This is a genomic window from Micromonospora sp. SL1-18, assembly GCF_047921505.1.
GTDB lineage: Bacteria > Actinomycetota > Actinomycetes > Mycobacteriales > Micromonosporaceae > Micromonospora.
Genome location: NZ_JBLROA010000023.1, coordinates 15,782 through 42,194, shown reverse-complemented (window position 1 = coordinate 42,194; position 26,413 = coordinate 15,782). Strand labels below are relative to the sequence as shown.

Below are 26,413 nucleotides of genomic sequence, written 5' to 3'. Positions count from 1 at the left end.
CGATGTGTCAGCTGCAGCCGGCGAGCGGCGCTGGGGTCCGATACATGGGTGCTAAAGCTCAGGGGATGAGCGCGCGCAGGGGCACGCTCGGGTCGGCGAGCTGGCCAAGGTCCACCTCACGGCCGGCCCAGCCGGCGCGCACCAGGGCCTGGATGTCGTCCTGGACGTCCCAGACGTTCACGTTCATCCCGGCGAGCACCCGCCCGGCCGACACCCAGAACGCGAGGAACTGCGGGGGCGTCCCGTCGTGGATGGTCGCGTCGCCGCGGAAGACGACCTGGTCGTAGCCGCCCGGTTCGACCCAGCCCGCGTATTCCATGCCCAGGTCGTACTGGTCGGTGAAGAAGTACGGCACCCGGTCATAGGCCACGGGTTCGCCGAGCATGGCGCGGGCGGCGGCCTTGCCACCGTTGAGGGCGTTGGACCAGTGCTCGACCCGGATCCGCTTGCCGAGCAGCGGGTGGGCGAGCGCGGCGACGTCTCCTGCCGCGTAGATGTCGGGGTCGCTGGTGCGCAGCCCGGCATCGACGGCGATGCCGTTGTCAACGGTCAGTTCGGCGGCGAGCGCGAGTTCGGAGGCCGGGGTGATCCCGACGCCGACGATGGCGAGGTCGGCTGGCAGTTCGGTGCCGTCGGTGAGCACCACGGCGGCGAGGCGGCCCTCGCCGTCGGCCCGGAACTGACGTACTCCGGCGTCGAAGTGGAACGCGACGCCGTGGGCGCGGTGCAGGGCGGCGAACACCGCGGCGACGTCGTCGCCGAGGACCCGGCGCAGCGGCGCGCGGTCCACCTCCACCACGGTCACGTCCGCGTCGTGGTGCCGGGCGGCAGCCGCCGCTTCCAGGCCGATCCATCCCGCGCCGACCACCACCACCCGCTCCGCCGTACCCAGGTCGGCGAGCAGCGCGTCGGCGTCGGGCAGTGTGCGCAGGTATCGCACTCCGGGCAGGTCGGCGCCGGGCACGTCGAGGCGGCGCACCCGTGACCCGGTGGCCAGCAGCAGCTTGTCGTAGTGCACTGGGTCTCGGCCGGACAGCAGCAGGGCGTGCGCGGCCCGATCGAGCCCGGTGGCTCGTACCCCGAGCAGCAACTCCACCCCGTTGGCGTCGTACCAGTCGGGATCGTGCACGTATGCCTTGTCCCGCGGGTCGGTGCCGAGCTGGTACCCCTTGGACAACGGCGGCCGCTCGTACGGCCGCTCGTTCTCCTCGCCGATGAGCAGGATCCGGCCGGCGAACCCGGCGGTACGTAGTTCTTCGGCGGCTTTCGCCCCGGTCAGCGACGCCCCGACAATGACGTACGCGGGCGAGTCAACCATGGTGAGCTCCTCAGCAGTCAGCAGTCAGCAGTCAGTGGTCAGCCGGCGCGCAGGCCGGCCAGGGCGAAAAACTCGGCGCGTGAACGCGGATCGTCGCGCAGCGTCCCCAGCAGGCTGGACGTGACGGTGGTGGCCCCGACCGCCTGCACTCCGCGCAGGGTCATACACAGGTGCTCTGCCTCGACGACCACCCCGACACCCTTCGGCTGCAGGTGTTCGACGAGCCATTCCGCGATCTGCTTGGTCAGCCGCTCCTGCACCTGGGCGCCGTGCGCGAACAGCTCCACCACCCGAGCCAGCTTCGACAGGCCCAGGATACGTGCGCCGGGCAGGTAGCCGACGTGGGCGACTCCGATGAACGGCAGCAGGTGGTGCTCGCACACCGAACGGATCGGGATGGCCCGCGCCACGACCAGCTCGTCGTAGTCTTCATCATTGTCGAATGTGGTCAGCGCGAACTCGCGAGGGGTCAGCAGCTCCGCGTACGCGCGGGCCATCCGCCCCGGCGTGGCGGCCAACCCGTCGCGGTCCAGGTCAACTCCGAGAGCGGTCAGGAACGCCGCCGCCGCTCGTTCCGCGGCGGCCAGATCACGCGCGGGCTGCTGCCGGGCCACCCGCATCGGGGTCACCGTCATCTCAAGGGCCACCGTCATGTCAGCTGCCACCCACACCCAACGCCGCCAGCAGCACCAGCACCACCGTGGCCGCGGCGAACAGGCCGTGCCCGACCACCACCGGGGCCGGGAAACGCGACTCGGCCGTACCGCTGCGGCGGGCCGGGATCCACCGAGCCAGCATCGTGAACCCCAGCAGCTCCACCGGCAACAGCAGCACGAAGGCCACCCACGCCAGCGCGGCCTTGTCCGCGACCAGGTACACGATCCACACCACCAGTCCCACCGCGGCCAGCGCGAAGTGGGTGAATACCAGCCCTGGCGCCAATCGGGTGCCGCTGCCCGGACGGTGCCCGCCCCGCGAAACCCACTGGCCGAGCATGACGAACCCGGCCACGGCGGTGACCAGCCATGTAATCAATGCCGCGACAGCCATCAGAACTGCTCCTTCTTGATTGTGTGATCCTCGTAGCCCCGTGCCTGAGTGGCCTCGTCCGCCACCCGCACGCCGTACCGGTAGGCCAGCTCGCCGCCCAGATAGCCGGACACCGTCAGCCCGGCCAGGGCCGCCGCGGACAACGCCAGGGGGCCCCAGCCCACCGGCCCCGTACCCGTACCGCCGCGGATGAGGAACCCGACGACGTACGCCACGGTGACCACCAGATTGATCGACATGTGCGCCAGACCGATCCGGAACACGCGGGTACCGGTGGGGATGGCGACCAGGTCCAGGAATCCCACCATCGCCGCTGCCACCGCCGCGAGCACCCCGAAGGCGATCAGCCATCGGGACCCCTGGGCGAGAAACCCGGCGTCGTGCACCAGGTGGGAGGCGATGTCGAACACGAAACTGGCCACCCAGGCGCCGATCGGCACAGCCGCCAGCGCCGGATGCACGGGATGCCCGTACCGCCCGGCGAGCACGGTCACCGGCTGCTTCACCTGTTCCAATGGGCGCACGGGACCTACCCCCAGTATTTTCACCAACGGGCGCTATCGCTAATGCTCATCCTGTACTCCACGACGAGGAATTTCAAGAGCAAGAGTTGGTGATAATGTCGGGGTGTGACTGTGGACGACCCGTGGACCAGGGTGAGCGCCCTGGTCGACCCGTCCCGGCGCACTCTCTACGACTACGTGCGCCGCGCCGGCCACCCGGTCAGCCGGGAAGAGGCCGGCGACGCCACCGGCATGTCCCGGAGCCTGGCCGCGTTCCACCTCGACAAGCTCGTCAACGCCGGCCTGCTCCAGGCCAGGTACCAGCCGCCACCCGGTCAACTCCGCGGTCGAGGCCGCTCACCCAAGGTGTACGAACCCGCCGGCGAGGGGATCGCGGTGACCCTCCCCGAACGCCGCTACCAGCTCATCGCGGAAATCCTCGCTGCTGCCGTCGACGACGACCCCACCCACGCGGACCGGGCGGCCGGCCGGCTTGCTCACGAACGCGGACGAGCCCTCGGCACCGCACTCGCCGCCGACGGAGCCGACCTCACCACGGCACTGGCCCACCTCGGTTTCGAACCCCACGCCACCGCCGACCGGACCCTGCTGCGCAACTGCCCGTTCCACGGCCTGGCCGCCCGCCACACCGCCCTCGTGTGCGGACTCAACCACGCCTTCCTCACCGGCCTGCTCCACGGGCTTGGCATCACCGACCGGCACGCCCTCCTCGCACCCCGCCCCGGCCGCTGCTGCGTCGAGCTCGCCCCGACGCCGAACACTCACCCCGGTGCCAGAGCGTGAACACGATCAGCACACCCGCCAGCGGCCACGAGGAGCAGCACTGGGCGCAGGATTCCATTTCCACGCCCAGTGCTGCTCCACCACGATGGGAAACGATCCCGGAAACCCAATCCGACTCAGGATCGCTTAGCTGATCACAGATGCTCGGGGCCCTTCGCCGACCGTGACCTGTGAAGCCGAGGTCGCCTTCGATGCCCGGCGTCCAGGCATCCACCAGTTGGCCTTGCCGCACAGCTCCATCACCGCGGGGACGAGGACCATCCGGATGATGGTGGCGTCGATGAGCACGGCGACGGCCATGCCCAGGCCTCCCTGCTTGATGGCGACGTCGGGGCCGAGCAGGGAGGTCGTGAAGACGGCAACCATGATGGCGGCCGCGGCCGTGATGACCTTGGCGGTCCGCGCCAGCCCGTGAGCGACGGCAGTGCGGGTGTCGCCGGTGCGCTCGTACTCCTCACGGACCCGCGAGATCAGGAAGACCTCGTAGTCCATGGACAGGCCGAACAGGACCGGGAAGATCATCATCGGCACCCAGGTCGTGAGCGGCATGGTGGTGGGGAAACCGAGGGCCGATCCCAGCCATCCCCACTGGACGACCGCGACGAGCACGCCGTAGGCGGCGCCGATCGCCAGCAGGTTCATCACGGCGGCCTGCAGCGCGATCGTGACCGACCGGACCAGCGCGATCAGCAGCACCAGGGACAGCGCGATGACGACCGCGATCATCAGCGGCAGGCGCGAGTTGACCTGGTCGGCGTTGTCGATCGTGGCGGCGTTCGGGCCGCCGATGTAGATCCCTTCGCCGCCGGCTGCCTTGGGCAGTACGTCGTCGCGGAGTCGGTGCACCAGGTCCACGGTCGCCGCATCCTGGTATCCGGTCTTCGGGAAGGCGATGAAGGTCGCGGCCTGCCCGTCCTTGCTGACCCGAGGCTGGGTGACGTAGGCGATGCCCTTGGTCTTGCCGACCGCCTCGACGACGGGACGCAGATCGGCGTTCGCGGAGTCGACCTCGGTGGCGAAGATCAGGGGTGCGCTGAAGCCAGGGCCGAAGCCCTCGGAGACAATCTTGTATGAGACGTAGCTGCTCCTGTCGTGGGGCTGGACACTGGCGTCGGGCAGGCTCAGCCGCATCGACAGCACCGGGGCGGCCAGCACCAGCAGGACCGCGCCAGCCAGAAGCGCGGCGACCAGCGGCCTGCGCTGCACCACGCCGGCCCAGCGCTCGGCGAGGGTACGGCGCTCCCGGGACGGGACACCGTTGGCCCGGTGCCGGCGGGACGTGCGACGAGGCAGGCGCAGTGAGTTGATCTTGTGGCCGATGAAGCCCAGGAACGCCGGCAGCAGGGTCACCGCGGCGATCATCGTCACCAGCACGATCACCGACGTGGCGACGGCCACTCCGGTCATCAGCCTCTGTCCCATGACGATCAGGCCCAGCAACGCGATCACGACGGTCGTGCCGGCGAACAGCACCGCGTGGCCGGCGGTTGTGATGGCCTTGACGGTGGCGCTCTCGGGCTCGTCGCCGTCCTGCAGGCTGTCCTTGTAGCGGGTCACGATGAACAGTGCGTAGTCGATGCCGACACCGAGCCCGACCATCGCGGCCATGATCACAGTGAAGTCCGGCGCGGGGACCAGGTACCCCACCAGCTTCATCAGGGCGATGCCGCCGAGGATCGCCAGCAATGCGGTCACGATCGGCAGGCCCATCGCCACCAGCGACCCGAAGGCGATGAACAAGATCACCGCTGCTGCGAGGATGCCGACGCTCTCGGTCGGGCCCTGCTTGGGCGTCTCGGCCTTGGCTGCCTTGTCCCCGCCCAGCCCCAGCGTCACGCCGTCACCGGAAGCGTCCTTGACCGTGTCCACCAAGGGCTTGACCTTGGACTTGTCCACATCCTTGTCGGTCAGCGGGATGATCGTACGGGCGATACGACGATCCGGGGCCACCAGGCTCTCGTCCTGATACGGCGAGATCACCGGCCCGGTAATGGGTGAGGCATCGAGAACGGCGATGACCTTGTCGATCTTTTGCCGGGCGGCGGGATCGTCGATCCCCTTCTCTGCCTTGATCGCGAGAGTCAGCGTGTCCCCTTGCTGCTCGGGGAAGTGCTTCTCGATCAGCGCCTGCGCCTTGTCAGACCCGGCGTTTCCGCCAGAGAAGTCGTTGTCGGGGGCGGCGCCGTAACGGAAACCGACGAACGCCACGGCGAGCACGCCGACGATCCAGGTCAGAACGACCAGGCGGCGACGCCGGTAACAGAACCGGGCCAGTCCCGCCAGAACTCCATCCGTACGGGGAGTCTCGGTTTTCATACTCTTCTCCTCGAAATTGTTACCACTCGCCGTGAACGATCTATTTCCGTTTTCATCTCATCGGCGTTCATTCCGGCGTCGAAAATGCGCGTCAGCGGCAGCGCCGTGTCCCGTGGTGCGTTTCGCAGCGGGGCGAGAATCGCCAACTCGGCGAGCTCTTCCAGCACCGTGTTGATGTCGTCCAGATCGGCAGGGGAGAGGGACGGGGCTCGACGGGCCAGCCGATGCAGTTCGGCGTCGATGATGGCCTGGGAGCGCCGCTGGACCAGGGCAAGGAGGTTCGACCTGGGATCGTCCGGGCACCCAGCGGGCTGACGAGCGGCGCGAGCTCGGTCAGTGGACATGGCCTGCGCTTCCGCCGTGCGAGCCGCCGTATGGAGTCGCGACGCCGTCGTACTGGAGCCGCAGCATCATGCCCTGATCAGCATGGGGCAGGTTGTGGCAATGGTTCATCCAGATACCGGGATTCGTCGCGCGGAATGCGACCATCCAGGTCTCACCGGGCCGGACGTCGAACGTGTCCACCCACAGCGGACTGCCCGTCGACGGCTTTCCGTCCCTGGACACGATCAGCACGGAATGGCCGTGCAGGTGCCAGGGGTGCGTTTCCAGGCCTCGGTTGACGACGGTGAACTGGACGACGTCGCCCTCGGCGACGAGCTGGTCGGGGATGGAGGGGTGGCCCCGGCCATTGACGGTCTGCGCGAACGCCGGTCGGCCGTCGACCATGGCCACTCCGCGGTCGAGCACCATGGTGAAGTGCCGGTCGGCACGGCGGGGGGCGAAGGGCACCGCGGCCGGAGCCCCGTACCGCAGCAGGTCGAGCTCGGGCAGGTCGGACGTGTCCTCGATGCGCGTCTCGGTGGGGGTGCCGCCGGGCGGGCGCAGGCGCACTCCGCCGTCACGAGCGTTGTCGACAACGAGCGCCACGGGCGTGTCCGGCATGAGGAACACCAGGTCGTATCGCCCGCCTGCGGGCTGGTGCAGTGCGACGTCGCGGACCTCGCCGGGCTGGTTGAGGTCCCGGCCGTCGACGGCCGCCACCCGGAACGGAGCTCCGGCGAGGACGATCCGGTGCGGATCCGAGTCGGTGTTGATCAGTCGAAGCCGTACGGATGTACCGGGCGGTGCGGGGTGCTCAGTTCGGCCGTCTCTGCCCGCGATCACGACGGTGCCGTTGAAGGTGTGCACGGGCAGGGTCAGGTCCACCTGCTCCGCCGCGGAGTGCTCGTCGGCTCGCTGCCCGTCGCGCGGCTTCACGACGAGGGTGCCATACAGCCCCTTGTGCACACCGACATGGGACGCGTAATGGGTGTGGTACCAGTAGGTGCCCACCTGCTCGGCGCGGAACCGGTAGACGAACTCCCCACCGGGTCCCACGGCCATCTGGGTCAAACCCGGCACGCCGTCCTCGCCGCACGGTACGTCGTAGCCGTGCCAGTGCAGGGTCACCCCGTCCTCGATGTCGTCGTTTCGCAGCCGCACTTCGATCAGATCACCCTCGGTCGCGGTGATCGCCGGACCCGGGACCTCGCCATTGAAGGTCCACGCGTCGATCTCTCGTCCGGACGGGAGCCGTACGGTGGCCTTCTTCGCGGTGAGCACCTGCCGCCGCACGGTGCCACCCGGTGCCGGTGAGTCGGCACCCCGTAGGTCGGCCACCGACACGGCCGCTCGGGACGAGCGCCCGCGCCCCCCTCCCGAGGTCATCGATTCGGCGGGGAGGAACGACAGCCCGGTGCCGATACCGGCCGCGGTCACCGCGACCGCGCCACCCGCCCAGCCGATGAACCGGCGGCGCGAGATCGGTCGACCCTCCGGCGCCCGCGTGACGCCCACATCAGCGGTGTTCTCGACGGCAGGCGCGACCACGCGCACGGTCAGCAACGCGCCGGCACACACGAGCGAGATCGTGAACAAGGCCGTGCTCACGGTGAGCGGGTACCCCGCCAGGAAGGTCACCACAAGACCGGCCAGCGCCGCGTAGGCCGCGGTGAACACCGAGACCACGCCGCCCAGCGATGCTCCGTCGCCTCGCCCCCGCCTCGCCGTGAGCAGTTGCCGGCCGGCGAGCAGTACGGCGACGGCCCCGGCAGCCCCCAGCATCGGCAGCCCCAGGAGCACCTTCTCCTGCACGAACCACCAGCCCCGGCCGGCCAGCATCGCCACGGTGCCCACCCTGGCCAGCGTCACGAGCACCGCCGCGACGAGGCCGGCAAGCGCCAGCCGGGTACGCCGGAGCACCAGCGTGGCGCCGGCCGCGAACCACGCGGCGACGCCCAGCAGTGCGACGACGTGGTCCAGGACGATCAACAGCCCGGTGGTCATGACGCCTGTCGTGCGGGTGTGGCCGGCATGGACAGTTGCCTGGCCTGGCGGATGATCCTCCCGGTCACTGCCACGATGGCGAGCCCGTTGACCGCGTGCAGGCCGAAGACGAGATCGCCGCCGGTGCCGTCGAACGCTGTGGCGATCTCCTTGATGGCGAACTGGAGAACCGCGAGCCCGGCGACCAGGCCGCTCATCCCGATGAGCCGCCCGGGCATCCGGGCGATCGCGGCGACGACGGTCACCAGGACCGCGATCAGGACAATCCCGCCGCCCAGCGCGCGGTGCGGCTGGAAGGACTCATCCTTGGGTGCCGTGTCGAAGGCACCGCTGGCAGCCAGGAAGAACTGTGCGACGACGGCCAGCATCTGCAGGGCCGCCAGGCCGGCGAAGAATCTACGCATGGCGCGCTCCTCGAAGCGGGTGAGGGTGATCGCTCATGGCGGCGATCATCGCGCCGGGGAGGCTTCCGTGGCCTCTGACAGCGGATGGCAGCGTCTACGCAAATGGGCGTAGACGACCCCGTATCTCACTACGCCCGTCTGCGTAGCAGGTTGCGCGTCTCGGCCGAGCGTTACCCGTGATCCGTGCAGCACTGCATCGCCTTGCACGCCTGCTCCAGGTCGCGCAGAGTCTGCTGCAGCGTGTGTGATGGCGCGTCGGCGAGCCAGGCGCAGGCCGGGTCCTTCTTCGCCTCGGCCAGCTGCCGGGCCTGCTCGTCGTAGCCGATGAACCCGCCGCGGCGGCGGTACTCACGGCGCTGCTCCGAAGCCGTGTTCCACACCGCCCGACAGGCACCACCGACCGTCTCGGCGTAGTCGGCCTGCTCGGGCGTGAAGGCGAGCAGGTAGCGTACTGAGGGTCAACCTCCACCAGCAGGTGCACCTGGTCCGGCATGACCTCCAACGCCACCAGCCAGGCCCCCTTCTCGTCCACCACCTCGCCGATGAGCTGCTTGAGTCGCTCCTCGATCCGATCGTCAAGCACCCGCCGCCGGTACTTCGGGCACCACACCACATGAAAGGCGCACTGGAAGACGACGTTGCCGTTCGACCGCAGGGTGACAGCTCGGCCGGGTGGTGGCGCGCCGGGTCGTGCCGCCCGACCTCCTCGGCCAACTGGTGGGCGTACGTGCGAAGGTGCAGCAGGTCGCGCTCCCGCTCGGCGATGAGCGACGCCGCGACCTGCTCGGGCGGGACCGCGGCATACCGTGCGGACCGTCCCGGCAGCCGGGTGGCCAGGCCACGGTCGACGAGGCTCCCGAGCGCTCGGGACAGTTGGGTGCGTGACAGACCGACGTCGTCGAGGGCCGCACGCCGGCGTCGGACCAGTGCCTCATAGGCGAGTTCTTCGTGTGCCGAGATGCCGACCGCGTGCCACATCCGAAGCCTCCGTCAGGAAACCGACAGCTGTCCCGAACATGAATGCTCGGCGATCTTGTAGGCCCTGGCAAGAGCGTGACAGCATCGGCCCTCGGCCCTATCTGCCACGTTCCTGCCAAGGAAACGATGTCCAGCCGGACACGACTTCGCTCAATACGAACAAGGAGTCTTGGATGACCGAGCCCTTACGGCTGAGGCGGGTCCGCGCCCGTCTGGCCGGGTTGGTCGCACTCGTGACCCTCACGCTCACGATCGCCGGTCCGGCGTCCGCGGCTCCGGCACTGGCCAGCCCTGCCGCGCCGCCCGCCCCGCCGACGAGCTGGCAGCAGTTCGGCTACCAGCCCGCCAAGTGCAACCACGCCACCAACGCCGATGCGGTGGACGGCTCACCGTTGGCCCGCTGCTTCGCACTCGGTCTCGCCACCAAGGACGGCCGACTGGTCCAGCAGGTCTCGGAACCCCCGTCGACCGCGTTGGGGCCGGCCGAGATCCAGTCGGCGTACAAACTTCCCGACGGTGGCGCGGGCCGGACCGTCGCGATCGTGGACGCGTTCGGCTACGACGCGGCCGAGGCCGACCTGGCGGTGTTCCGCGCGCACTACGGGTTGCCGCCGTGCACCTCCGCGAACGGCTGCTTCCGCAAGGTGGACCAGAACGGCGGGACGAAATACCCGCGGCAGGACGAGGGCTGGTCGATCGAGACGGCGCTGGACCTGGACGCGGTCTCGTCCGCGTGCCCGAAGTGCGACATCCTGCTCGTCCAGGCCGATGACAACTCCTCCGCCAACCTCGGCGCGGCCGTCGACACCGCGGCCCGGCTCGGCGCGACCGGCATCTCCAACTCGTACGGGATCGCCGGCGAGAACCGCTGGCAGTCGCAGTACGACGCCCACTACGACCACCCCGGCATCGCGGTCACCGTGTCGAGCGGGGACTACGGCAACGTGCAGAGCTTCCCGGCGACTAATCCGAACGTGGTGGCCGTCGGCGGCACGAAGCTGACCCGGGACTCGTCCGCCCGCGGGTGGAAGGAGACGGCATGGTCGGACGCGGGCAGTGGCTGCTCCCTCTACGAGCCCCGGCCGGACTACCAGGCCGGCGTCGACACCGCCTGCGCGGACAAGCGAGCGACGGCCGACATCTCCGCCGTGGCCGACCCGGAGACCGGGCTGGCCGTGTACAACACGCTCGGCCAGGACGGCTGGGCGCAATGGGGCGGCACCTCGCTCTCCGCCCCGCTGGTCGCCGCCATGTACGCCCTGGCCGGCGGGCCCGTCCCCGGTACCTACCCGGTGACCTACCCCTACCGCGACGACAAGGCCGCACACCTCTTCGACGTGACCGAAGGCTCCAACGGCCGGTGCGGTGACCAGCGCTGCAACGCGCGCCCCGGCTGGGACGGGCCGACCGGCTTGGGTTCCCCCAACGGGGTCGCGGCGCTGACGCTCGGCGACTACGGCCTCATCACCGGAACCGTCACCGGCGGGAAGAAGCATGAAATCCTGGTCGGCGCGACGGTCTCGGTGGCGGACAGCACGGGCGCGACCTTCCAGGTGGTCACCGACGCGGCCGGCCGGTACACGCTCGCCGTCCCGGTCGGCACGCACGACGTGGTCGCCGCGAAGTTCGGCTACCAGAACCAGACGCTGCCCGGCGTGTCCGTCGCCACGCACGCCACCGTCGATGGCACCTTCGCGCTCACCCCGATCGCGAGTCGTGGCCTGACTGGCACGGTCACCGACGCTTCGGGCCACGGCTGGCCCGTCTACGCCCGAATCTCCATCGACGGCTACCCGAACGGCCCGGTCTTCACCGATCCGTTCACCGGCCGCTACCAGGTCGACCTGCCGGTGGATGCGGCCTACACGCTGCATGTGTCCCCGGTGGACATGCCGGGGTACGTCACCAGCACGCTGACCGCCACCATCGACCCGCAGCCGACGGGACGGCCGAGCGACGTTCAGCTCGACGTCCCGCTCCAGGCCGACCCGGCGTTGTGCACCGCCCCCGGGTACGCGTACCGCTATCACGGCGCGAACGCGGACTTCGAGGGCTGGGGCGCCACGCCACACAGCGGTTGGCAGGTAACCGACGACGCGGGCACCGGCAAGACGTGGACGTTCAACGACCCCGGCGGTAAGGGCAACCTGACCGGTGGCAGCGGCGACTTCGCGATCATCGACGGCTGGTACCACCCGGGCCAGCAGGACACCAGCCTGATCAGCCCGGCGGTGGATCTGAGCGGGGAAGCCAACCCGGTGATCGGGTTCGACACCGACTACGACGCCTGGGGCGAGCAGACCGCGGACGTCTACCTCAGCCTGGACAGCGGCGACACCTGGACCAGCGTGTGGCACGCCTCGACCAAGAACGTCCGCGGGCATGTCGAGATCCCGCTCCCGCAGGCAGCCGGCAAGTCCGGCGTGCAGGTCCGGTTGCGCTACCAGGGCAAGTACGACAACTGGTGGCAGTTGGACAACGTCTTCGTGGGCAGCCGGTCCTGCGACGCGATCCCCGGCGGGCTCGTCACCGGATTCGTGCGGGACGACAACACCGGCGGGCCGGTCATCGGCGCGACCGTGACCTCCGGCACCGACTCAGCAGCCATCGCCATCAGCCAGGCGACCGCCGATGACGCGCAGCTCGCCGACGGCTTCTACTGGCTGTTCGTCCCCGCCACCGGGTCGGCCCCGATGACGGTGACCGGCCGCAACTACGCCGACAGCACGGCGAGCGTGCGGGTCGAAGACGACCGGGTCGTGCGCCGGGATTGGCGCCTGGCGGCCGGCCACCTGACCGTGCACCAGACCAAGCTGTCCATCTCGACGGCGCCCGGCCGGGCCACCTCCCGGCAGGTGCGGCTGACCAACGACGGCACCCGGCCACTGCACGTGAGCCTCGTCGAGCAGGACCGCGGGTACACGCCGGCCGGCGGCAAGCACCAGCCGGCCGGGCCGCAGGCACCGCTGATGCGAGTCAAGACGGAGACCTCGGTGGCAGCCATGCGCGGCGCCGCCCGGCCGGCCACCGCCGTGGCACCGCAGGCGACGACCGGCGGTACGGCGTGGACGAACCTTCCCGACTACCCCGCCCTCATCATGGACAACCTGGTCGCCGACAACGACGGCACGGTGTACTCCGTGGGTGGTACCGGTGACGAGGCGGTGACCGCGAAGGGCCACGCCTACGACCCGCAGGCCAAGGCCTGGAAGCCGATCGCCGATCTGCCCGAGCCGCGCGAGGCGCCGGTCGGTGCGTTCGTGAACGGCCGGCTGCTGGTGGTGGGCGGCTGGAGCACGGTGGGCATCACGTCCACGACGTACTCCTACGACCCGGGCAGCAACAGTTGGTCGCGTAAGGCCGACCTGCCGATCACGATGAGCGCGGGAGCGGCCGCCTCGGTCAACGGCAAGCTGTACGTGGTCGGCGGCTGCACCACCGACGGGTGTATCCCGGCCTCCAAGGGGACGTTCCGCTACGACTCCGGCAGCGACACCTGGACGCGGCTGGCCGACTACCCGGAGAGCGTTGCCTTCCTCGCCTGCGCTCCGGCTGGCGACGGCCTGGTCTGCGCGGGTGGCATCGACCCGTCGAAGGGGTGGTCGGGGGAGCCCACGAACACCACCTACCAGTACTTCCCCGACTCCGACACCTGGGTGCGGGTGGCGTACATGCCGTACTACACCTGGGGAATGGCGTACGCCGGTATGGGTGGCAAGCTCCAGGTGATCGGCGGCGTGGTCAGCGGGTCGATCACCAACCAGGCGGTCGAGTTCGACCCCGCCACCGGCACCTGGTCGGCGCTGCCGAACGCGAACAACGCACAGTACCGGGGTGGCGCCGCGTGCGGCCTGTACCAGGTGGGCGGCTCGTCGTATTCGTTCAACGCCACCCCGCTCGTCCAGCAGTTGTCTGGCTACGACTCGTGCCTGCACGGCTCGGACGTGGGCTGGCTGTCGGTCGACCGCACCCAGTTGACGGTGCCGGCCGGGCGCTCGGTCACGGTCACTGTCGCGGTCGACGCCCCGGCAGTCGCCGGGCTCGGCGAGTACGACGGCCGGCTCGCGATCACGACGGACACGCCGTACCCGACCGAACCGATCAGGGTGGCCATGACGCTCCGCTGACCGTCCGCCCCGCTGCGCCCGCCCGGTCTGACCACCGGGCGGGCGCCGCAGCGGAAGACGACCTTGGACCAGTGCATCCAGATCGGCCCGGACAGGGCCCCCGGTGGTACCAGAACGGCGCCACCACCGTGTTCGCTCGCCCAGCTGAGGGCGGCGTTGAACGCGGCCGTGCTGTCTGTCCCGTCGGCGCGGGCACCGAAATCGATAACCTTCTCGACGAAGGGAGGCCTCGGCGGTGCATCGCCGAGTCGGTAGCCAGCGCGGGATACGTCCGGGACCAGGGGATGGGAGCTGGCTGCCTCCCGCCACTGCTCTAATAGGTCGGCGGAGGCATCCACCGGTTGCCCGACGGCGCGCGAGCCTGCCGCGAGCGCCGGGCCACTGGTGCCGGTCAGCGCGGTGGCGGCGGCTGCCGCCCCAAGCCGAAGGATCCTCGTCGACTGATGGCGGGACCGGTGCTGGTGGACGACATGTATCTCCCCTGGATCTCGTAGGGGCGACAGACAGGTGAAATCCTTTGCGACCCGAGGGTGACGGCACCAGGCAGCCGGCACACGTATCAATGCGTGACGGCTGGGATCGATCGATGAGTTGGCCGTTGACGAACATCGGGCCGGCGCGGACCAGCGCCACGAGGAGCAGCGCCGTCAGAAGCGGAGCCAGGTGGCTTTCGGGCTTATCTGGGACACGCCCGGCTGGGAATAGTCACAGACTCCCGTCGCAAAGATCCTCTGCAGGCGGGTCCACTGTTCGTCGGTCCATTCCACGGCGTAGCCGTCCCGCCGAGGCGCGGTGAGCTTGCACGTGATGATGTCCGCCGTGATGTCCTCTCCGGCCACCTCGCGGGGGAAGGAGGCGGTCGGATACAACCGCTCGCACTCACTGGCCGGGTCACGGTCGAGAGCCTCGCTGACGAACCGCGGCTGTGGGTCGCGGGTGTTGCAGCCCTCGACGAGGGTGATCGGCTTCGCAGCGATGATCCGGTCGATCGTCCTGCCACCCGGCCGTCGGCCGGCGATGTTCGTCAACCAGTGGTCCATCTGGGTCACCGCGTGCCGCACGAGCGGGCTGTCGGTGCTGAACAGCCCGTAGCGGGCGTCCTCGAGCAGGCTGACCTGGTTGGCCGAGGTGCCGTTGGCCTGCCGGAGTCGTTCCCGCATCGACAAGGTGTGGTAACGGACGTGGATATCGCCCCACGACACGTCGTCCCAGTATGAGCGATAGTCGATGATCGGTATGTCGGCGAGCCCGCGTCCGCCGCTGGTCACCCGGCCGGTGCGGTAGGCGATCCGGGTGGCCTGCGGGTCGGCCTCGGTCCGCTGCGGCACCACGTTGGCGTCAGCGTCGAATCCGCCGATGTGCCCGTTGAGGTCGAGGAACTGCTCCGGTGTGATCGCGGCGTTGTTCAGGGCCGCGAGCCCGTACTGGATCCCGACGTTGCTCAGCGGCCGGCGGGCGAAGCCGGTGGCCCGGTCGGGCCCGTACACGTTGATCGCATGGTCGAAGACGCCGCAGCGTACGCCAGTAGGGTTGCTGGCTGGGTCGTAACGCAGCTGGGCTGGCACCATGTCGCAGGTCTGCTGTGGGTCGATCCGGGCGGCGCCTCTCGACATGGCCGCGATCATGGCAGCGGTGGCGAATCCGGCCGCCTTCCGCTTCTGTTCGTTCGTCCAGGCGATGGTCGCGCCGCCGGTGAAGTACGTGTCGAGCAGCCGGGCGTCGGTGAGAAAGTTGACGCTGCTGATGATGTCGGTGAAGGAGCAGCCGACGACGATGCCGTCGAAGATGCCCGGATAGTTGTCGGCGATCTGGTGGGCCTGGTACGAGCCGCCCGAGCAGCCGTAGCCGATGGTGTGCTCGACGGGCCCGTGCCGTTCGACGAACAGCTCCTTGGTCATCATGGCCGACTCGGCCGCGAGGACGTCGTTGCAGTTGTTGCCGAAGACGTTGAGCGACGACGACAGCAGCGCGAAGCCCCGGCCGAGCAGGAACGCGTCGGTGACTGTGCCGGTGCCGGTCCCGGTGCGGTACCAGCCGCCCGCGCAGCCCCCGCCGAGGGTGAACACGGCCCGCCCGTTCCATCCGGCGGGGCGTCGCACGGGAGACGGGTCGGGCTCGGCCAGCGGATCATGCAGCATGGTCATCTGGACCACGGCCCGGTTGGCGCTGGCCGTTTCCATCCTGACGATGAACGGCACTGTCGCGCCGAGCGAGGTGGTGGTCGTGGCCAGGTCGCTCGGGTAGCTGGTGGTGCCGGCCGGCCAGCGCCGGTACGTGCCCGTGGTGGAGCGGTAGAAGTAGTCGGTTCGGGGTTTGATCGTGCAGTTCTTGTCGAGTGGCTGGCCGAGTGTCCCGCCGACGACGGGAAGGGTGAATCCCGCGGTTTCGCACAGGTACGGCTGTTCGTGCGGGCCGGAGAACACCGGCCCTTCCGGACGGTGGTTGACGAGCGTGATCGACGCATGCCGCGGGCGGGGGATTGTGGTGGCGGCGTCCACCTGGTTGTCACCGAGCCTCAGGCCGGTGGCCAGCCCGATTAGGTCGTCGGTTCCGGGTCGGGGCCGGAAGTCCGTGGTGATGTCGGTGTCACCGTTGAGCCGGATGCGGACGTGGTCGCGGGGAATGTCGCGGGGCACCGCGATCCGCAGCAAGGCGTCACCGCCGGTCACCATGTCGGCTCGGCCGGAGAGGGTGGCGGCCGTCAGCTCCCGCGGCCCGGTCTCGTCGGGCCCGGCTGTCACGGTGATCGTGATGGTCGCGGTCGACCGTTGTTCCGCGTCGCCGAGGTCGTAGGTGAAGCTGTCCACGCCGACGTATCCGGGTTGTGGCCGGTAGCCGAACGACCCGTCAGCCGACGTGGTGACGGTGCCGTGTCCGGGCTGGGACCAGGCAACGACGGCCGGTGTGACGCCGTCGGGGAAGCTGTCGTTGGCGAGCACGCCCGGCCGGTCGACGTGCAGTTCCGTCGCCTCGCCGGTGGTGTAGAAGTCGTCCACCGCGGTGGGGTGGGGCGTCGGCGGCCCTTCACCCGGGGCTCGCACGACCACCTCGTACACCCGGGCGATGTCGATGCTGTGCCGGGACTTTCCGGTGATGACGAGCCGGATCGCGCGGGGCACGACGTCGGTGTCGAACGTGACAACCGCCCGGGTGTTGTCGGCCACCGAGCCGACGGTCACCCAGCCGGTATCGGTGTGGGCCTCGACGGTGAAGGCGACGAGGATGGTGTCGGCGTAGGGTTTGGGCCAGCCGGAGCCGCTGTACACCGCGATCGTGCCGATCCGGGTCGCGACCGGCAGCGTGATGGTCAAGGTGGGTGTCGGGTCGCTCACCGCCGACATCCAACGCGAGCTTTCGCTGCACTCGCCGTCGATGGCCTTCGCGGCGTCGTAGCTCGCGGTGTAGGTCGAGGACGCCGTGGCGGTCGCCCCGACGGCGCGGTGATCGGTGCATTCGAGTCCGGCCGGTGTCGTGGTGGTCGCGGCCACCGCCGGGGCCGGGGGGTGTGTTGCGCCGACGATCAGCGTTGCGGCCATCGCCAGTGCGGCGACTGTCCTCCAGGGCGTCCTCGCGGTCACGACGTCTCCTCGGGTGGGGGCGGTGGGTGAAATGGCGCCTCGCCGGCCGGCCCCCGACCGCCCGGTCGGGGGCCGGCGCCGGCCTCATGGCCCGGCTGGATATGCCAGGTGGACCCGGAGGTTGGTCCAGTTCTGGGGGCAGGTCTGGGTGTGGCAGGTGGTCGGGTCGTGCACACCCACGAACTCGGGGGTCGGCTGCCACGTCGTGCCGTAGTCGTACGAGACCTCAACGTAGGTGGACTCGGCCAGGTTGGCGGGGTCGAAGGTGGTCCGGGCGTACATGCCGAAGACCGGCGCGATGGCCTCCCATCCGGGGGAGAAGGAGAGCTTGCCGTCGATGATGTACCGGCGGTCGAACAGGACGTCGGGATCGGCGCCGATCGGGCCGACGATGAGCCACTGGGGGCGGCCGATGAACGAGTTCTGCCCGAGGTCGTTGCTGAGGAACTTCACATGGTTGGCGGGAACGATCTGGAAGCCGCCGCGGACGTTCTGGTCCCAGCTGAACCCGACGTAGGGTGAGGTCGAGAACGTGAACGCGCCGGGGTGGTTGGTGTCCATCTGCCCGACGTGGGCGAATTCGGTTCCGGCGAAGCGTCCGATGCCTTCGACGCGCTGGACGACATCGGCGACGTGGTTCTTGCTGCCGTTGGGGTAGCCGACGTAGATGCCGCCGTTGCTGGTGTGGGTCCGCCCGGCGACCGTGTCACCGGCGGCCCAGTTCTCGAACTCGATGTAGCTGGGCGAGGCGCCCCGCGCGATGGGCCGGTAGGCCGTGAAGCGGATCCGTCGCGGGGGTGCCGCGGTCGGATCGGCGCGGAAGTAGTCGGCGATGGGGCGCCAGGTGCCCGCCGTGTCGTCGAGGTAGGTCAGCGGCGCGCCGGTGGGGATGGCGCTCTTGCCGCCGAAGATGCCGGTGCCGCCGGGGATGTCGGTGTAGATCGTGTCGGCCAGCCAATTGCCGTGGTCGGCGTCGGCGTAGCGGTCGGGACGGATGTTGAGCAGCCGGGTGGTCCAGTCGCGCTGCCCGTTGACCGGATCGAAGTTCTCGTAGTACAGCGGGTCGTAGGGCTGCTCCGGCCACACCTTGGACCGCATCACATAGACCGAGGTGGCGAGCAGGTGCCCGGCCGTACCGTCGATGGCGTGCGAGTACTTCGATGCCCAGAACCCGTCGTTGGCCTCGATGGTGCCGGTTGCCGGCCGCTCGACGTGCCCGAGCACGGTTCGCCGGCCGTCGTTCGCGACGTGCTCGATCGCACCGCCGGTCACGTTGTCGATCTCGACGGCGAACTGGCGGACGAACTGGGGCATGTTTTCCGGGGTGGCTTGCGAAGGAATCGGCGTCCCCACCATGTTGCTGATGCCCGCCGGGGGTCCGTTGCGCGCCGGCGTGTCCGCCGAGGGCGACGCGACGGCGGCGGTGGCGGGTAGCAGCAGGCCGATGGCTGCGACGCCCGCCCACCACCGCTGGGGAGGGAGTAAGCGACGGGCCACGGGGATGGGTGATGTGGCCGGGCGATGTGCCCGGCGACCGGTTGTCACGAGGACCTCCCGCTGATAATACGGATTATCATCGATGGACTGTCGTCAGTTTTCCCACCGCCGGTCGAATCTGTCAAGGATCCACTCTTGACAGACGACACGGACCGTCCACATGATGATGCGCATTATCTGACTCGCGCTCACTCAGAGTACGGACGGAGACAATCATGAACCGACGCCGCGCCCTCCTGATGGCGGCCGGCCTCATCGCGTCGCCCGTGGTCCTCAGTGGATGCGGAGGCGGCGGGGGCACCGGCGACACCGACACCCTCCGAGTCTGGTTTCCAGGCAACCTGGCCGAGGAAATGGCATGGGTGAACGACAAACTAGTGCCGGCCTTCAAAGCCGAATCCGGCGTCGACGTGCAGGTCGAGTTCGTGGACTGGGCCAAGCTGCCGACCCGATTGTCGACCGCCTTCGCCGGCGGCACGGCCCCCGACATCTTCGGGCACGGCAACGCCGCCGCGGCCGGCTACGCGGCCAACAACCGGGTCATCCCGCTGGACGACTACCTGGCGAAGATGCCCGCCGCCGACCGGGACGACCTGACCTTCCTCGACCAGGGCAAGGTGGACGGCAAGCAGATCATCATGCCCCTACGGGGCTTCGGTCACCTGCTCACCTACCGCACCGACCAGTTCACCGCCGCCGGTCTCGACCCCAAGACGCCGCCAGCGACCTGGCAGGACCTGCGCTCGGCGGCGGAGCGGCTCGTCGAGCGCAAGGGCAGCGCCATCACCCGCTCCGGCGTCATCGTGCCCGCCGACAACCCGACCAGCATGTCGCAGGCGTTCGGCAGCTTCCTCTTCCAGGCGGGCGGCGCCTTTGTCGACGACAGCGGCGCGACCATCGCCTGGAACTCCGCGCAAGGCAAGCGGGCGCTGCACTTCCTCGTCGACCTCTACAACGGGCCGACGGCGGTAGCGACCGGCCTCGGCGAGGCGACCTCCGGTGCGGGCGCACAGCATCCGCTGGTGACCGGGCGAGCGGCCATGGCGGTGACCGACGAGGCGACGCTCAAGAGCATCTGGGAACAGGCACCCGAGGTAGCCGCGAAGATCGCCGTGGCGCCGCCGCTGCGCGACACCACGGTGGCGTCGTTCGGCGGCGCGGGCAACGGGCTGTTCATCAGCGCCGACTCCCGCCGCAAGGACCAGGCCTGGCAGTTCATCCAGTTCCTGCTGAAGCCGGAGAACGCCAAGGCCTACGTCCAGGCCGTGGGCGGCATCCCGGCGCGCGCGTCGCTGGCCACCGATCCGGACCTCGCAGACAAGCCGTACATCAAGCCGTACATGGACGCGGCAAAGACGTTCCGTGGCAACCCCAACCTCGAGAAGTGGACGCAGATACGCGACGCGCTGGCCGCCGAGATCGAAGGCGCGCTGCGCGGCAAGGCCCCCGCCGACGAGGCACTCGACCGTTCGGCGACCAAGGCGGCCGAGCTGCTGAAGCAGAACTGACCCGCGGACGAAAGCCAACCCCTGTCATGGTGATCGGCACGCGGCCGGCGACAACCCCGGTCACGCCAACTCCCACACCCAACCAGCGTGCGTTGAGATCGGCCCAACACAAAGCCGCGTGGATCCTGGTCCTGCCGGCCGTCACCACACTGTTGGTGGTGGTGCTCGTACCGATCGGGTACGGCTTCTACCTCAGCCTCACCTCGTACAACCCGGTGGAGCGGGGCGGGCCCAGGTTCCACGGCCTCGACGGTTACCAAGCCGTGCTCGCCTCCGGCGAGTTCTGGAAGGCAATCCTCGTCACCGTCGAGTACGCCGCCGGAACGCTGGTCATCGCGGTGCCCGCGGCGCTCGCCCTGGCGTTGCTGGTCAACGGCCGGTTCCCCGGGGTGTCGTTGTTCCGCGCGGTGCTGTACCTGCCGCGCGTGGTGCCGCTGGTCGCGGTGAGCATGATCTGGCTGTGGCTGTACTCCCGCGAGGGGCTGTTCAACTACCTGCTCGACCTCGTCGGGCTCCCGCCGGTCGACTTCCTCACCGACGGGGACACCGCGCTGCCGTCGCTGATCCTCATGCGTGCCTGGAAGGCCCTCGGCGGCAGCACGATCATATTCCTGGCCGGGCTCCAGCAAATCCCGAACTCACTGCTCGAGGCCGCCGCCGTCGACGGATGCGGACGATGGCGGACGCTGCGCCACGTGACGCTGCCCCTTCTCGTACCGATCACCACGTACGTCGTCGTGGTCGACCTCATCTACCTCGCGCAGTCGTTCTCCGAGATCTACATCCTGACCTCGGGCGGACCGCTGTCGTCGACCACCGTCGTCAACATGATGATCTACAAGGAAGCATTCGAGCATTACCGCCTCGGCAACGCCAGTGCCATGGCCTTCCTGCTGTTCGGCCTGATCTTCGGCCTTGCCTACCTCAGCATCCGCACCTTGTCGAAGGGAGGCCGGCGGTGACCGCGCATCGCACACGTCCGAGGATCGGCGGGACCGGGTGGCGGCGGACCGTCGTAACCGGCCTCGTGACGGTGGTCGTGGCGACGCCGTTCCTCTGGATGATGTCCCTGGCCGTCACCTCGAAGACCGAAGCGTTCCGCTACCCGCCGAAACTGCTGCCCGAGCACCCGACGCTGGAAAACTTCAGCTACGTCTGGAGCTCGACGGACATTCCGGTGGCCATGGCGAACAGCCTCATCGTGTCGGCCCTGACGGTCGCGGTCAACTGCATCGCGGCCGCCTCTGCCGGCTACGCCCTGGCACGGGTCGACTTTCGCGGATCGCGGCTGCTGCTCACCGTCGTGCTCGGCAGCGCCATGGTGCCGGCCATCGTGCAGCTCATTCCCCTGTTCCTCATCACCAGGCACTTCCCCCTCACCGGCGGCAACGACATCCTCGGCCAGGGCGGCACCGGCCTGCTCGACACCCACGCCGGGCTCGTCCTACCGCTACTCGTGCAACCACTGAGCATCTACCTCACCCGCCAGTACTTCCTCGACATGTCGCCGGAACTGTCCGACGCCGGTCGAGTGGACGGCGCCGGCGAACTGCGGATCTTCTGGCAGATCTACCTGCCGCTGGCCCGGCCGATCGTCGCCACCATCGCCATCCTGTCGTTCACCGGGGCCTGGGAGGACTTCCTGTGGCCGCTGGTGATCGTGTCGTCACCGGACATGCAGACCCTGCCCCTGGCCCTGAGCTCCTTCGCGGCCAGCGGAGCGCCCCAGTACGGGCCGCTGATGGCCAGCACCTTCGTCGCGATCGTGCCCGTTCTCGTGATCTTCATCGCCGGTCAACGGCACTTCGTGCAGGGCCTGGGATCGGGGGCGGTCAAGGGATGAGCAACCGCGCCGCACCGGTCGTGACGCTGCTTCCGCTCGACGACCGACCGGTCAACACCAGCCACGTCGCCGCGCTGGCCACGGCCGCCGGAACCCGGTTGCGCGTGCCGCCGGCCCACCTTCTACCACCACGCGGCGTACCCGCCGACCCGGACCGGCTGACGCGATGGCTGGAGGACTCCGCAAACGACAGCGACGCCGTCGTGGTCAGCGTCAACCAGCTCGTCTACGGCGGGTACGTCGCCTCGCGGCGCACCACCCAGCCGCCGGCCCCGGCACTGGCCCGCCTCGATCCGCTGCGCCGGATCCGCGCCGCGCGACCCGCGACCCGCATCCACGCGTTCATGACCCTGATGAGAACGAAGCAAGCCAACGGGGCCGACACCGAACCAGACTACTGGGACCGGCACGGCCTGGACTTCTTCGCCTTGTCGAGGGAGACCTACCGCGCCGAACACGGGCGGGCCAACAACGTCGCGGCGGCACGCACCCGGATCCCCGCCCCGCTCGTCACCGACTTCTTCACCCGGCGGATGCGACTGCACGCCACCCAGCTTGCCTGCCTCGATCTGGTGACCGACGGCGTCGTCGACGTGCTCTCGATTCTCGTCGAGGACAGCACAATGGACAGCGTGTCCACCACCGAACGAGAATGGCTGGAGACCTGGATCCGCCGGCTCGACCTGGGCGACCGGGTGCGCTGCCTACCGGGCGCCGACGAGGCGGGCGCCGTGCTGACCACCCGGGCGGCACTCGAACACGCCAACCTGCGGCCCAAGGTAGCCGTCGACTGCGTCGACCGGCAGGCACTCGAACGGGTGGCCGCATACGAGGACGTGCCCGTCGGTGACACGATCACCGCACAGCTCGCGAGCATCGGCGCGGACCTCGTCGAGTCCGTCGAGGAGGCGGACCTGGTGCTCGCCGTGCACCCGCCCGGAGTCCGACCGGGCGACTGGTACCGCCGCCCGGACGGGACCGAACGGGCGACGGGCGCCAACACCGCGCTCGCCGGCCGCATCGGCGACCACCTGCGCGCCGGCCGCCCGGTCGCGGTGGCCGACGTCGCCGACGCCAACGGCGCCGACTCGGCGCTGGTGGCCGCGCTGCGCGACGCCGACCTGCTCCAGCACCTCGCCGGATACGCGGGCTGGAACACGGCCGGAAACTCGATCGGCAGCGTGCTGGCCCAGGGCTGCGCCCGGTTGCTGGCCACCGGCGAGGCGCGGATCGCCGCGCACCGCAGGGCCGTCACCCACCGCCTGGTCGAGGACTGGGGCTACCAGACCTGCGCCCGGCGGGCCGTCATCACCGCCGGCACCGCCGGGCGCAGGGGCCAGGTGGCGCGGGAGCTGAACGAACGCCTCAGCGAACTCGGCGCACTGGCCGACGAGTTCCACGTGGTGCCGGACAGCGTTCACTTCCCGTGGGGCCGCGCCTTCGAGATCGACTTCGAACTGGACCATCGCAGAACAGGGGACCGCCGCCCGTGAAGGACGTACCTCGACGCAGACCCCGTCAATCCGACATCGCCCGGCTGGCCGGAGTGTCACAGGCCACGGTCTCCATCGTGATCAACGAGCGGCACTCCGACACCGTGCGCATCCCACCCGAGACCCGCCGGCGGGTCCTCGAGGTAGCCAGATCACTGGGGTACGTCCCGGACCCGGTGGCCCGCAGCCTCGCCGGCCGCGCGAACCGCCTGATCGGCGTCTACACCTTCGAATCCATGTTCCCCATGGACCATCACGACTTCTACCACCCGTTCCTCGTCGGCATCGAGGCCACCGCCGAGGAACTCGGCTACGACATGCTGATGTTCACCAGCGCCACCCGATCCGACGGGGGACGGGCGATCTACCGCGACGGCGTCAACCGGCTGCGGCTCGCCGACGGATGCGTGCTGCTCGGCAAGGAAACCGACCGCGCGGACCTCGCACGGCTACGAGACGAGGGCTTCTGCTTCACCCTGATCGGCCGCCGTGACGTTCCGGGCGGCGGCATCACCTATGTCACCGCCGACTACGCCGCGGCGACCGAACGCGTCGTCGATCACCTCGTGGCCCTCGGCCACGAACGCATCGCCTACCTCACGGCGGCAGAACCCAGCGAACCCTCCGCCGACCGCGACGCGGGATTCTGGGCCGCCCAGGCCCGGCACGGATTCCCCACCGACGGATTCATCCTCCCCATCCACAAGGACTCCGACCCACCGGTCGAGGACATCAAGCGGCTGCTGACCGCCGGAGCCACCGCCGTACTCTCCCACGAATCGGTGGTCGCGATGCGGGTCATCGACATCCTCACCGGCCTGGGCGTCGACGTACCCGGCGACTGCTCGGTGGCCGCACTGAACGACCCACCCGACGCCGCTCCACATCCCGAACTCACCGGCTTCGTGATACCGCGCCGCGAAATGGGAGCACGCGCGGTGCAACTGCTGGCCCAGCAGATCGAATCACCGCTCGACATCGACCCGCAGTCCGTCACGCTGCCGTGCGCGTTTCTCGCCGGAGCGACCAGCGCCCAGCGACGAAAGGAATCATGAGTGACCGAGTTCCGCGCGGATGTCCTGGTGGTCGGCGGAGGGCTCGGCGGCGTCGCCGCCGCCCTGGCCGCAGCCACGAACGGCGCGCGCGTCGTGCTGACCGAAGAGACCGACTGGCTCGGCGGGCAACTCACGACGCAGCTGGTCCCACCCGACGAGCACCCCTGGATCGAGTCGTTCGGCGCCACCGCGAGCTACCGCCGGCTGCGGGACGCGATCCGCGGGTACTACCGGCGCTGGTATCCGCTGCGTTCGGCGTCGAGGGAACTGGCACACCTGAACCCGGGCGCCGGACGGGTCGGACCGCTCTGCCACGAACCGCGGGTGGCCCTGGCGGTCATCGACGCCATGCTCGCCCCGTGGGAGGCGGCAGAGCGGATCACCGTCCTGCGCCGACACCTCCCGCTGGCCGCCGACGTCGACGGCGACCACGTGACAGCGGTCGGATTCCGAGCCCTGGAGTCGGGGCGGGAGATCACCGTCGCGGCACGTTTCGTCCTCGACGCGACCGAGACCGGCGACCTGCTACCGATTACCCGCACCGAGTTCGTCACCGGGACCGAGTCACGGGACGACACCGGTGAACCCCACGCAGCCGCGGTTGCCCAACCGATGAACATGCAGGCCATGTCGGTGTGCTTCGCCCTCTCGCACCACGCCGGAGAGAACCACACGATCGACAAGCCGGACGACTACGCCGCCTGGCGGGCGGTCGCACCCGAATGGTGGCACGGACCCCAATTCGGTTGGGTCGCACCCCATCCACACACGCTGCAGCCGCGCCACTACCAGTTCCGCCCGAACCCGAACGACGAGCCGGCCAGCATCATCGCCGACCAGAGCAAGGACCCCGGCTCGGACGAGCTGTGGGGGTTCCGCCGGATCCTGGCCCGAAACCACTTCCGGCCCGGCACCTTCACCAGCGACATCACCGTCGTGAACTGGCCGATGATCGACTACCTGGGCGGCTCCGTCATCGGCGGCACCGCCGATGAGATCGCGGCGCACGTGGCCGCCGCGCGGGCCCAGAGCCTGAGCTTCCTCTACTGGCTGCAGACCGAGGCACCACGGCCCGACGGCGGACACGGCTGGCCCGGACTACGACTACGCCCCGACATCACCGGCACCACCGACGGCCTCGCCCGGCGTCCCTACATCCGGGAAGCGCGGCGCATCAGAGGCCAGTACCGAATCGTGGAGCAGGACCTCTCAGCGGCCGTACGAAGCCAAGGGGCGAAAGACTACGACGACAGCGTCGGGATCGGCGCCTACCGCATCGATCTGCACCCGACGACCGGCGGCGACAACTACGTCGACATCCCCTCCTGGCCGTTCCAGATCCCGCTCCGCGCACTGGTTCCGCAACGCACCCGGAATCTGCTCGCCGCTGGTAAGAGCATCGGCACCACACACATCACCAACGGCTGCTACCGGCTGCACCCCGTCGAGTGGACCGTGGGTGAGGCGGCCGGCACCGTCGCCTCGTTCTGCGTGGAGCGCCGAGTCGAGCCGCAGCAGATCACCTCGACACCGGCTCTCCTGCAGGAGGCCCAGGACCTGATGGTCAGGAACGGCATGGAACTCACCTGGCCGAAGCTCACCTACTACTGA

Annotated in this window: 20 protein-coding genes and 3 pseudogenes; 9 read left to right on the top strand and 14 right to left on the bottom strand. The window is 69.5% G+C overall.

Annotated elements, in window-relative coordinates:
• Positions 1–58: 58 nt before the first annotated feature.
• The 4 genes from ACNAW0_RS13840 to ACNAW0_RS13825 are packed head-to-tail and all read right to left on the bottom strand — an operon-like array spanning position 59 to position 2,892.
• Entirely contained in the window at positions 59–1,318 is a 1,260-nt protein-coding gene (locus ACNAW0_RS13840) for an NAD(P)/FAD-dependent oxidoreductase (protein ID WP_416288232.1), read from the bottom strand.
• A 38-nt stretch (positions 1,319–1,356) separates the two neighbouring features.
• The gene (folE, locus tag ACNAW0_RS13835) at positions 1,357–1,971 is read right to left on the bottom strand and encodes a GTP cyclohydrolase I FolE (RefSeq protein WP_416288231.1); all 615 of its coding nucleotides are present in this window, start codon (positions 1,969–1,971) and stop codon (positions 1,357–1,359) included.
• Between the two features lies 1 nt (position 1,972).
• Entirely contained in the window at positions 1,973–2,368 is a 396-nt protein-coding gene (locus ACNAW0_RS13830; protein WP_416288230.1) for a hypothetical protein, read from the bottom strand.
• The gene (locus ACNAW0_RS13825) at positions 2,368–2,892 is read right to left on the bottom strand and encodes a DUF2231 domain-containing protein (protein ID WP_416288229.1); all 525 of its coding nucleotides are present in this window, start codon (positions 2,890–2,892) and stop codon (positions 2,368–2,370) included. The genes ACNAW0_RS13830 and ACNAW0_RS13825 overlap by 1 nt, the downstream gene beginning before the upstream one ends.
• Before the next feature lie 105 nt (positions 2,893–2,997).
• Here ACNAW0_RS13825 and ACNAW0_RS13820 point away from each other — a divergent pair, with 105 nt between their 5' ends.
• A complete protein-coding gene (locus ACNAW0_RS13820; RefSeq protein WP_416288228.1) occupies positions 2,998–3,675 on the top strand; it encodes a helix-turn-helix transcriptional regulator in 678 nt (225 codons plus the stop codon).
• Between the two features lie 126 nt (positions 3,676–3,801).
• Here ACNAW0_RS13820 and ACNAW0_RS13815 read toward each other — a convergent pair whose 3' ends face one another.
• The 7 genes and pseudogenes from ACNAW0_RS13815 to tnpA form a co-directional block, all read right to left on the bottom strand.
• The gene (locus ACNAW0_RS13815; protein WP_416288227.1) at positions 3,802–5,991 is read right to left on the bottom strand and encodes an MMPL family transporter; all 2,190 of its coding nucleotides are present in this window, start codon (positions 5,989–5,991) and stop codon (positions 3,802–3,804) included.
• Positions 5,988–6,335 (bottom strand): hypothetical protein, encoded by a 348-nt coding sequence (locus ACNAW0_RS13810; RefSeq protein ID WP_416288226.1) that lies wholly within the window; start codon positions 6,333–6,335, stop codon positions 5,988–5,990. Before ACNAW0_RS13810 ends, ACNAW0_RS13815 begins: the two co-directional genes overlap by 4 nt.
• Complete coding sequence (locus ACNAW0_RS13805; protein ID WP_416288225.1) at positions 6,325–8,319, bottom strand: multicopper oxidase family protein; 1,995 nt, start codon at positions 8,317–8,319, stop codon at positions 6,325–6,327. Before ACNAW0_RS13805 ends, ACNAW0_RS13810 begins: the two co-directional genes overlap by 11 nt.
• On the bottom strand, positions 8,316–8,723 hold the full coding sequence (locus ACNAW0_RS13800) for a DUF6220 domain-containing protein (RefSeq protein ID WP_416288224.1): 408 nt from the start codon (positions 8,721–8,723) through the stop codon (positions 8,316–8,318). Before ACNAW0_RS13800 ends, ACNAW0_RS13805 begins: the two co-directional genes overlap by 4 nt.
• A 170-nt stretch (positions 8,724–8,893) precedes the next feature.
• Positions 8,894–9,103 (bottom strand): hypothetical protein, encoded by a 210-nt coding sequence (locus tag ACNAW0_RS13795; protein ID WP_416288223.1) that lies wholly within the window; start codon positions 9,101–9,103, stop codon positions 8,894–8,896.
• A 9-nt stretch (positions 9,104–9,112) separates the two neighbouring features.
• A pseudogene (locus ACNAW0_RS13790) lies at positions 9,113–9,166 on the bottom strand (hypothetical protein); the annotation flags it as partial.
• Positions 9,167–9,171: 5 nt separating this feature from the next.
• Positions 9,172–9,378, bottom strand: a pseudogene (gene tnpA / locus ACNAW0_RS13785) (IS200/IS605 family transposase); the annotation flags it as partial.
• Between the two features lie 17 nt (positions 9,379–9,395).
• Here tnpA and ACNAW0_RS13780 point away from each other — a divergent pair.
• On the top strand, positions 9,396–9,608 hold the full coding sequence (locus ACNAW0_RS13780) for a hypothetical protein (RefSeq protein ID WP_416288257.1): 213 nt from the start codon (positions 9,396–9,398) through the stop codon (positions 9,606–9,608).
• Here ACNAW0_RS13780 and ACNAW0_RS13775 read toward each other — a convergent pair.
• A pseudogene (locus ACNAW0_RS13775) lies at positions 9,567–9,701 on the bottom strand (hypothetical protein); the annotation flags it as partial. The gene ACNAW0_RS13780 and the pseudogene ACNAW0_RS13775 overlap by 42 nt on opposite strands.
• Before the next feature lie 173 nt (positions 9,702–9,874).
• Here ACNAW0_RS13775 and ACNAW0_RS13770 point away from each other — a divergent pair.
• A complete protein-coding gene (locus tag ACNAW0_RS13770) occupies positions 9,875–13,828 on the top strand; it encodes a carboxypeptidase regulatory-like domain-containing protein (RefSeq protein WP_416288222.1) in 3,954 nt (1,317 codons plus the stop codon).
• A gap of 647 nt (positions 13,829–14,475) precedes the next feature.
• Here the strand turns inward: ACNAW0_RS13770 and ACNAW0_RS13765 are convergent.
• Positions 14,476–17,406, bottom strand: a complete 2,931-nt coding sequence (locus ACNAW0_RS13765) for a DUF6351 family protein (RefSeq protein ID WP_416288221.1) — start codon at positions 17,404–17,406, stop codon at positions 14,476–14,478.
• Positions 17,407–17,490: 84 nt separating this feature from the next.
• On the bottom strand, positions 17,491–18,720 hold the full coding sequence (locus ACNAW0_RS13760) for a hypothetical protein (protein ID WP_416288220.1): 1,230 nt from the start codon (positions 18,718–18,720) through the stop codon (positions 17,491–17,493).
• Positions 18,721–19,118: 398 nt separating this feature from the next.
• On the opposite strand from ACNAW0_RS13760, the gene ACNAW0_RS13755 reads away from it, so the two are divergent.
• The 6 genes from ACNAW0_RS13755 (at position 19,119) to ACNAW0_RS13730 (ending at position 26,413) form a co-directional block, all read left to right on the top strand.
• Positions 19,119–20,411 carry an extracellular solute-binding protein gene (locus ACNAW0_RS13755; protein ID WP_416288219.1) on the top strand — a complete coding sequence of 431 codons (1,293 nt, stop codon included), beginning with the start codon at positions 19,119–19,121 and terminating at the stop codon, positions 20,409–20,411.
• A 92-nt stretch (positions 20,412–20,503) separates the two neighbouring features.
• Positions 20,504–21,373, top strand: coding sequence for a carbohydrate ABC transporter permease (locus ACNAW0_RS13750; RefSeq protein WP_416288218.1), 870 nt, complete (start codon positions 20,504–20,506; stop codon positions 21,371–21,373).
• Between the two features lie 65 nt (positions 21,374–21,438).
• Positions 21,439–22,254 carry a carbohydrate ABC transporter permease gene (locus ACNAW0_RS13745; protein WP_416288217.1) on the top strand — a complete coding sequence of 272 codons (816 nt, stop codon included), beginning with the start codon at positions 21,439–21,441 and terminating at the stop codon, positions 22,252–22,254.
• Positions 22,251–23,747 (top strand): DUF4127 family protein, encoded by a 1,497-nt coding sequence (locus tag ACNAW0_RS13740; RefSeq protein WP_416288216.1) that lies wholly within the window; start codon positions 22,251–22,253, stop codon positions 23,745–23,747. The genes ACNAW0_RS13745 and ACNAW0_RS13740 overlap by 4 nt, the downstream gene beginning before the upstream one ends.
• Positions 23,681–24,802, top strand: coding sequence for a LacI family DNA-binding transcriptional regulator (locus ACNAW0_RS13735; RefSeq protein ID WP_416288215.1), 1,122 nt, complete (start codon positions 23,681–23,683; stop codon positions 24,800–24,802). Before ACNAW0_RS13740 ends, ACNAW0_RS13735 begins: the two co-directional genes overlap by 67 nt.
• Positions 24,803–26,413 (top strand): FAD-dependent oxidoreductase, encoded by a 1,611-nt coding sequence (locus ACNAW0_RS13730; RefSeq protein ID WP_416288214.1) that lies wholly within the window; start codon positions 24,803–24,805, stop codon positions 26,411–26,413. It abuts the gene before it with no gap.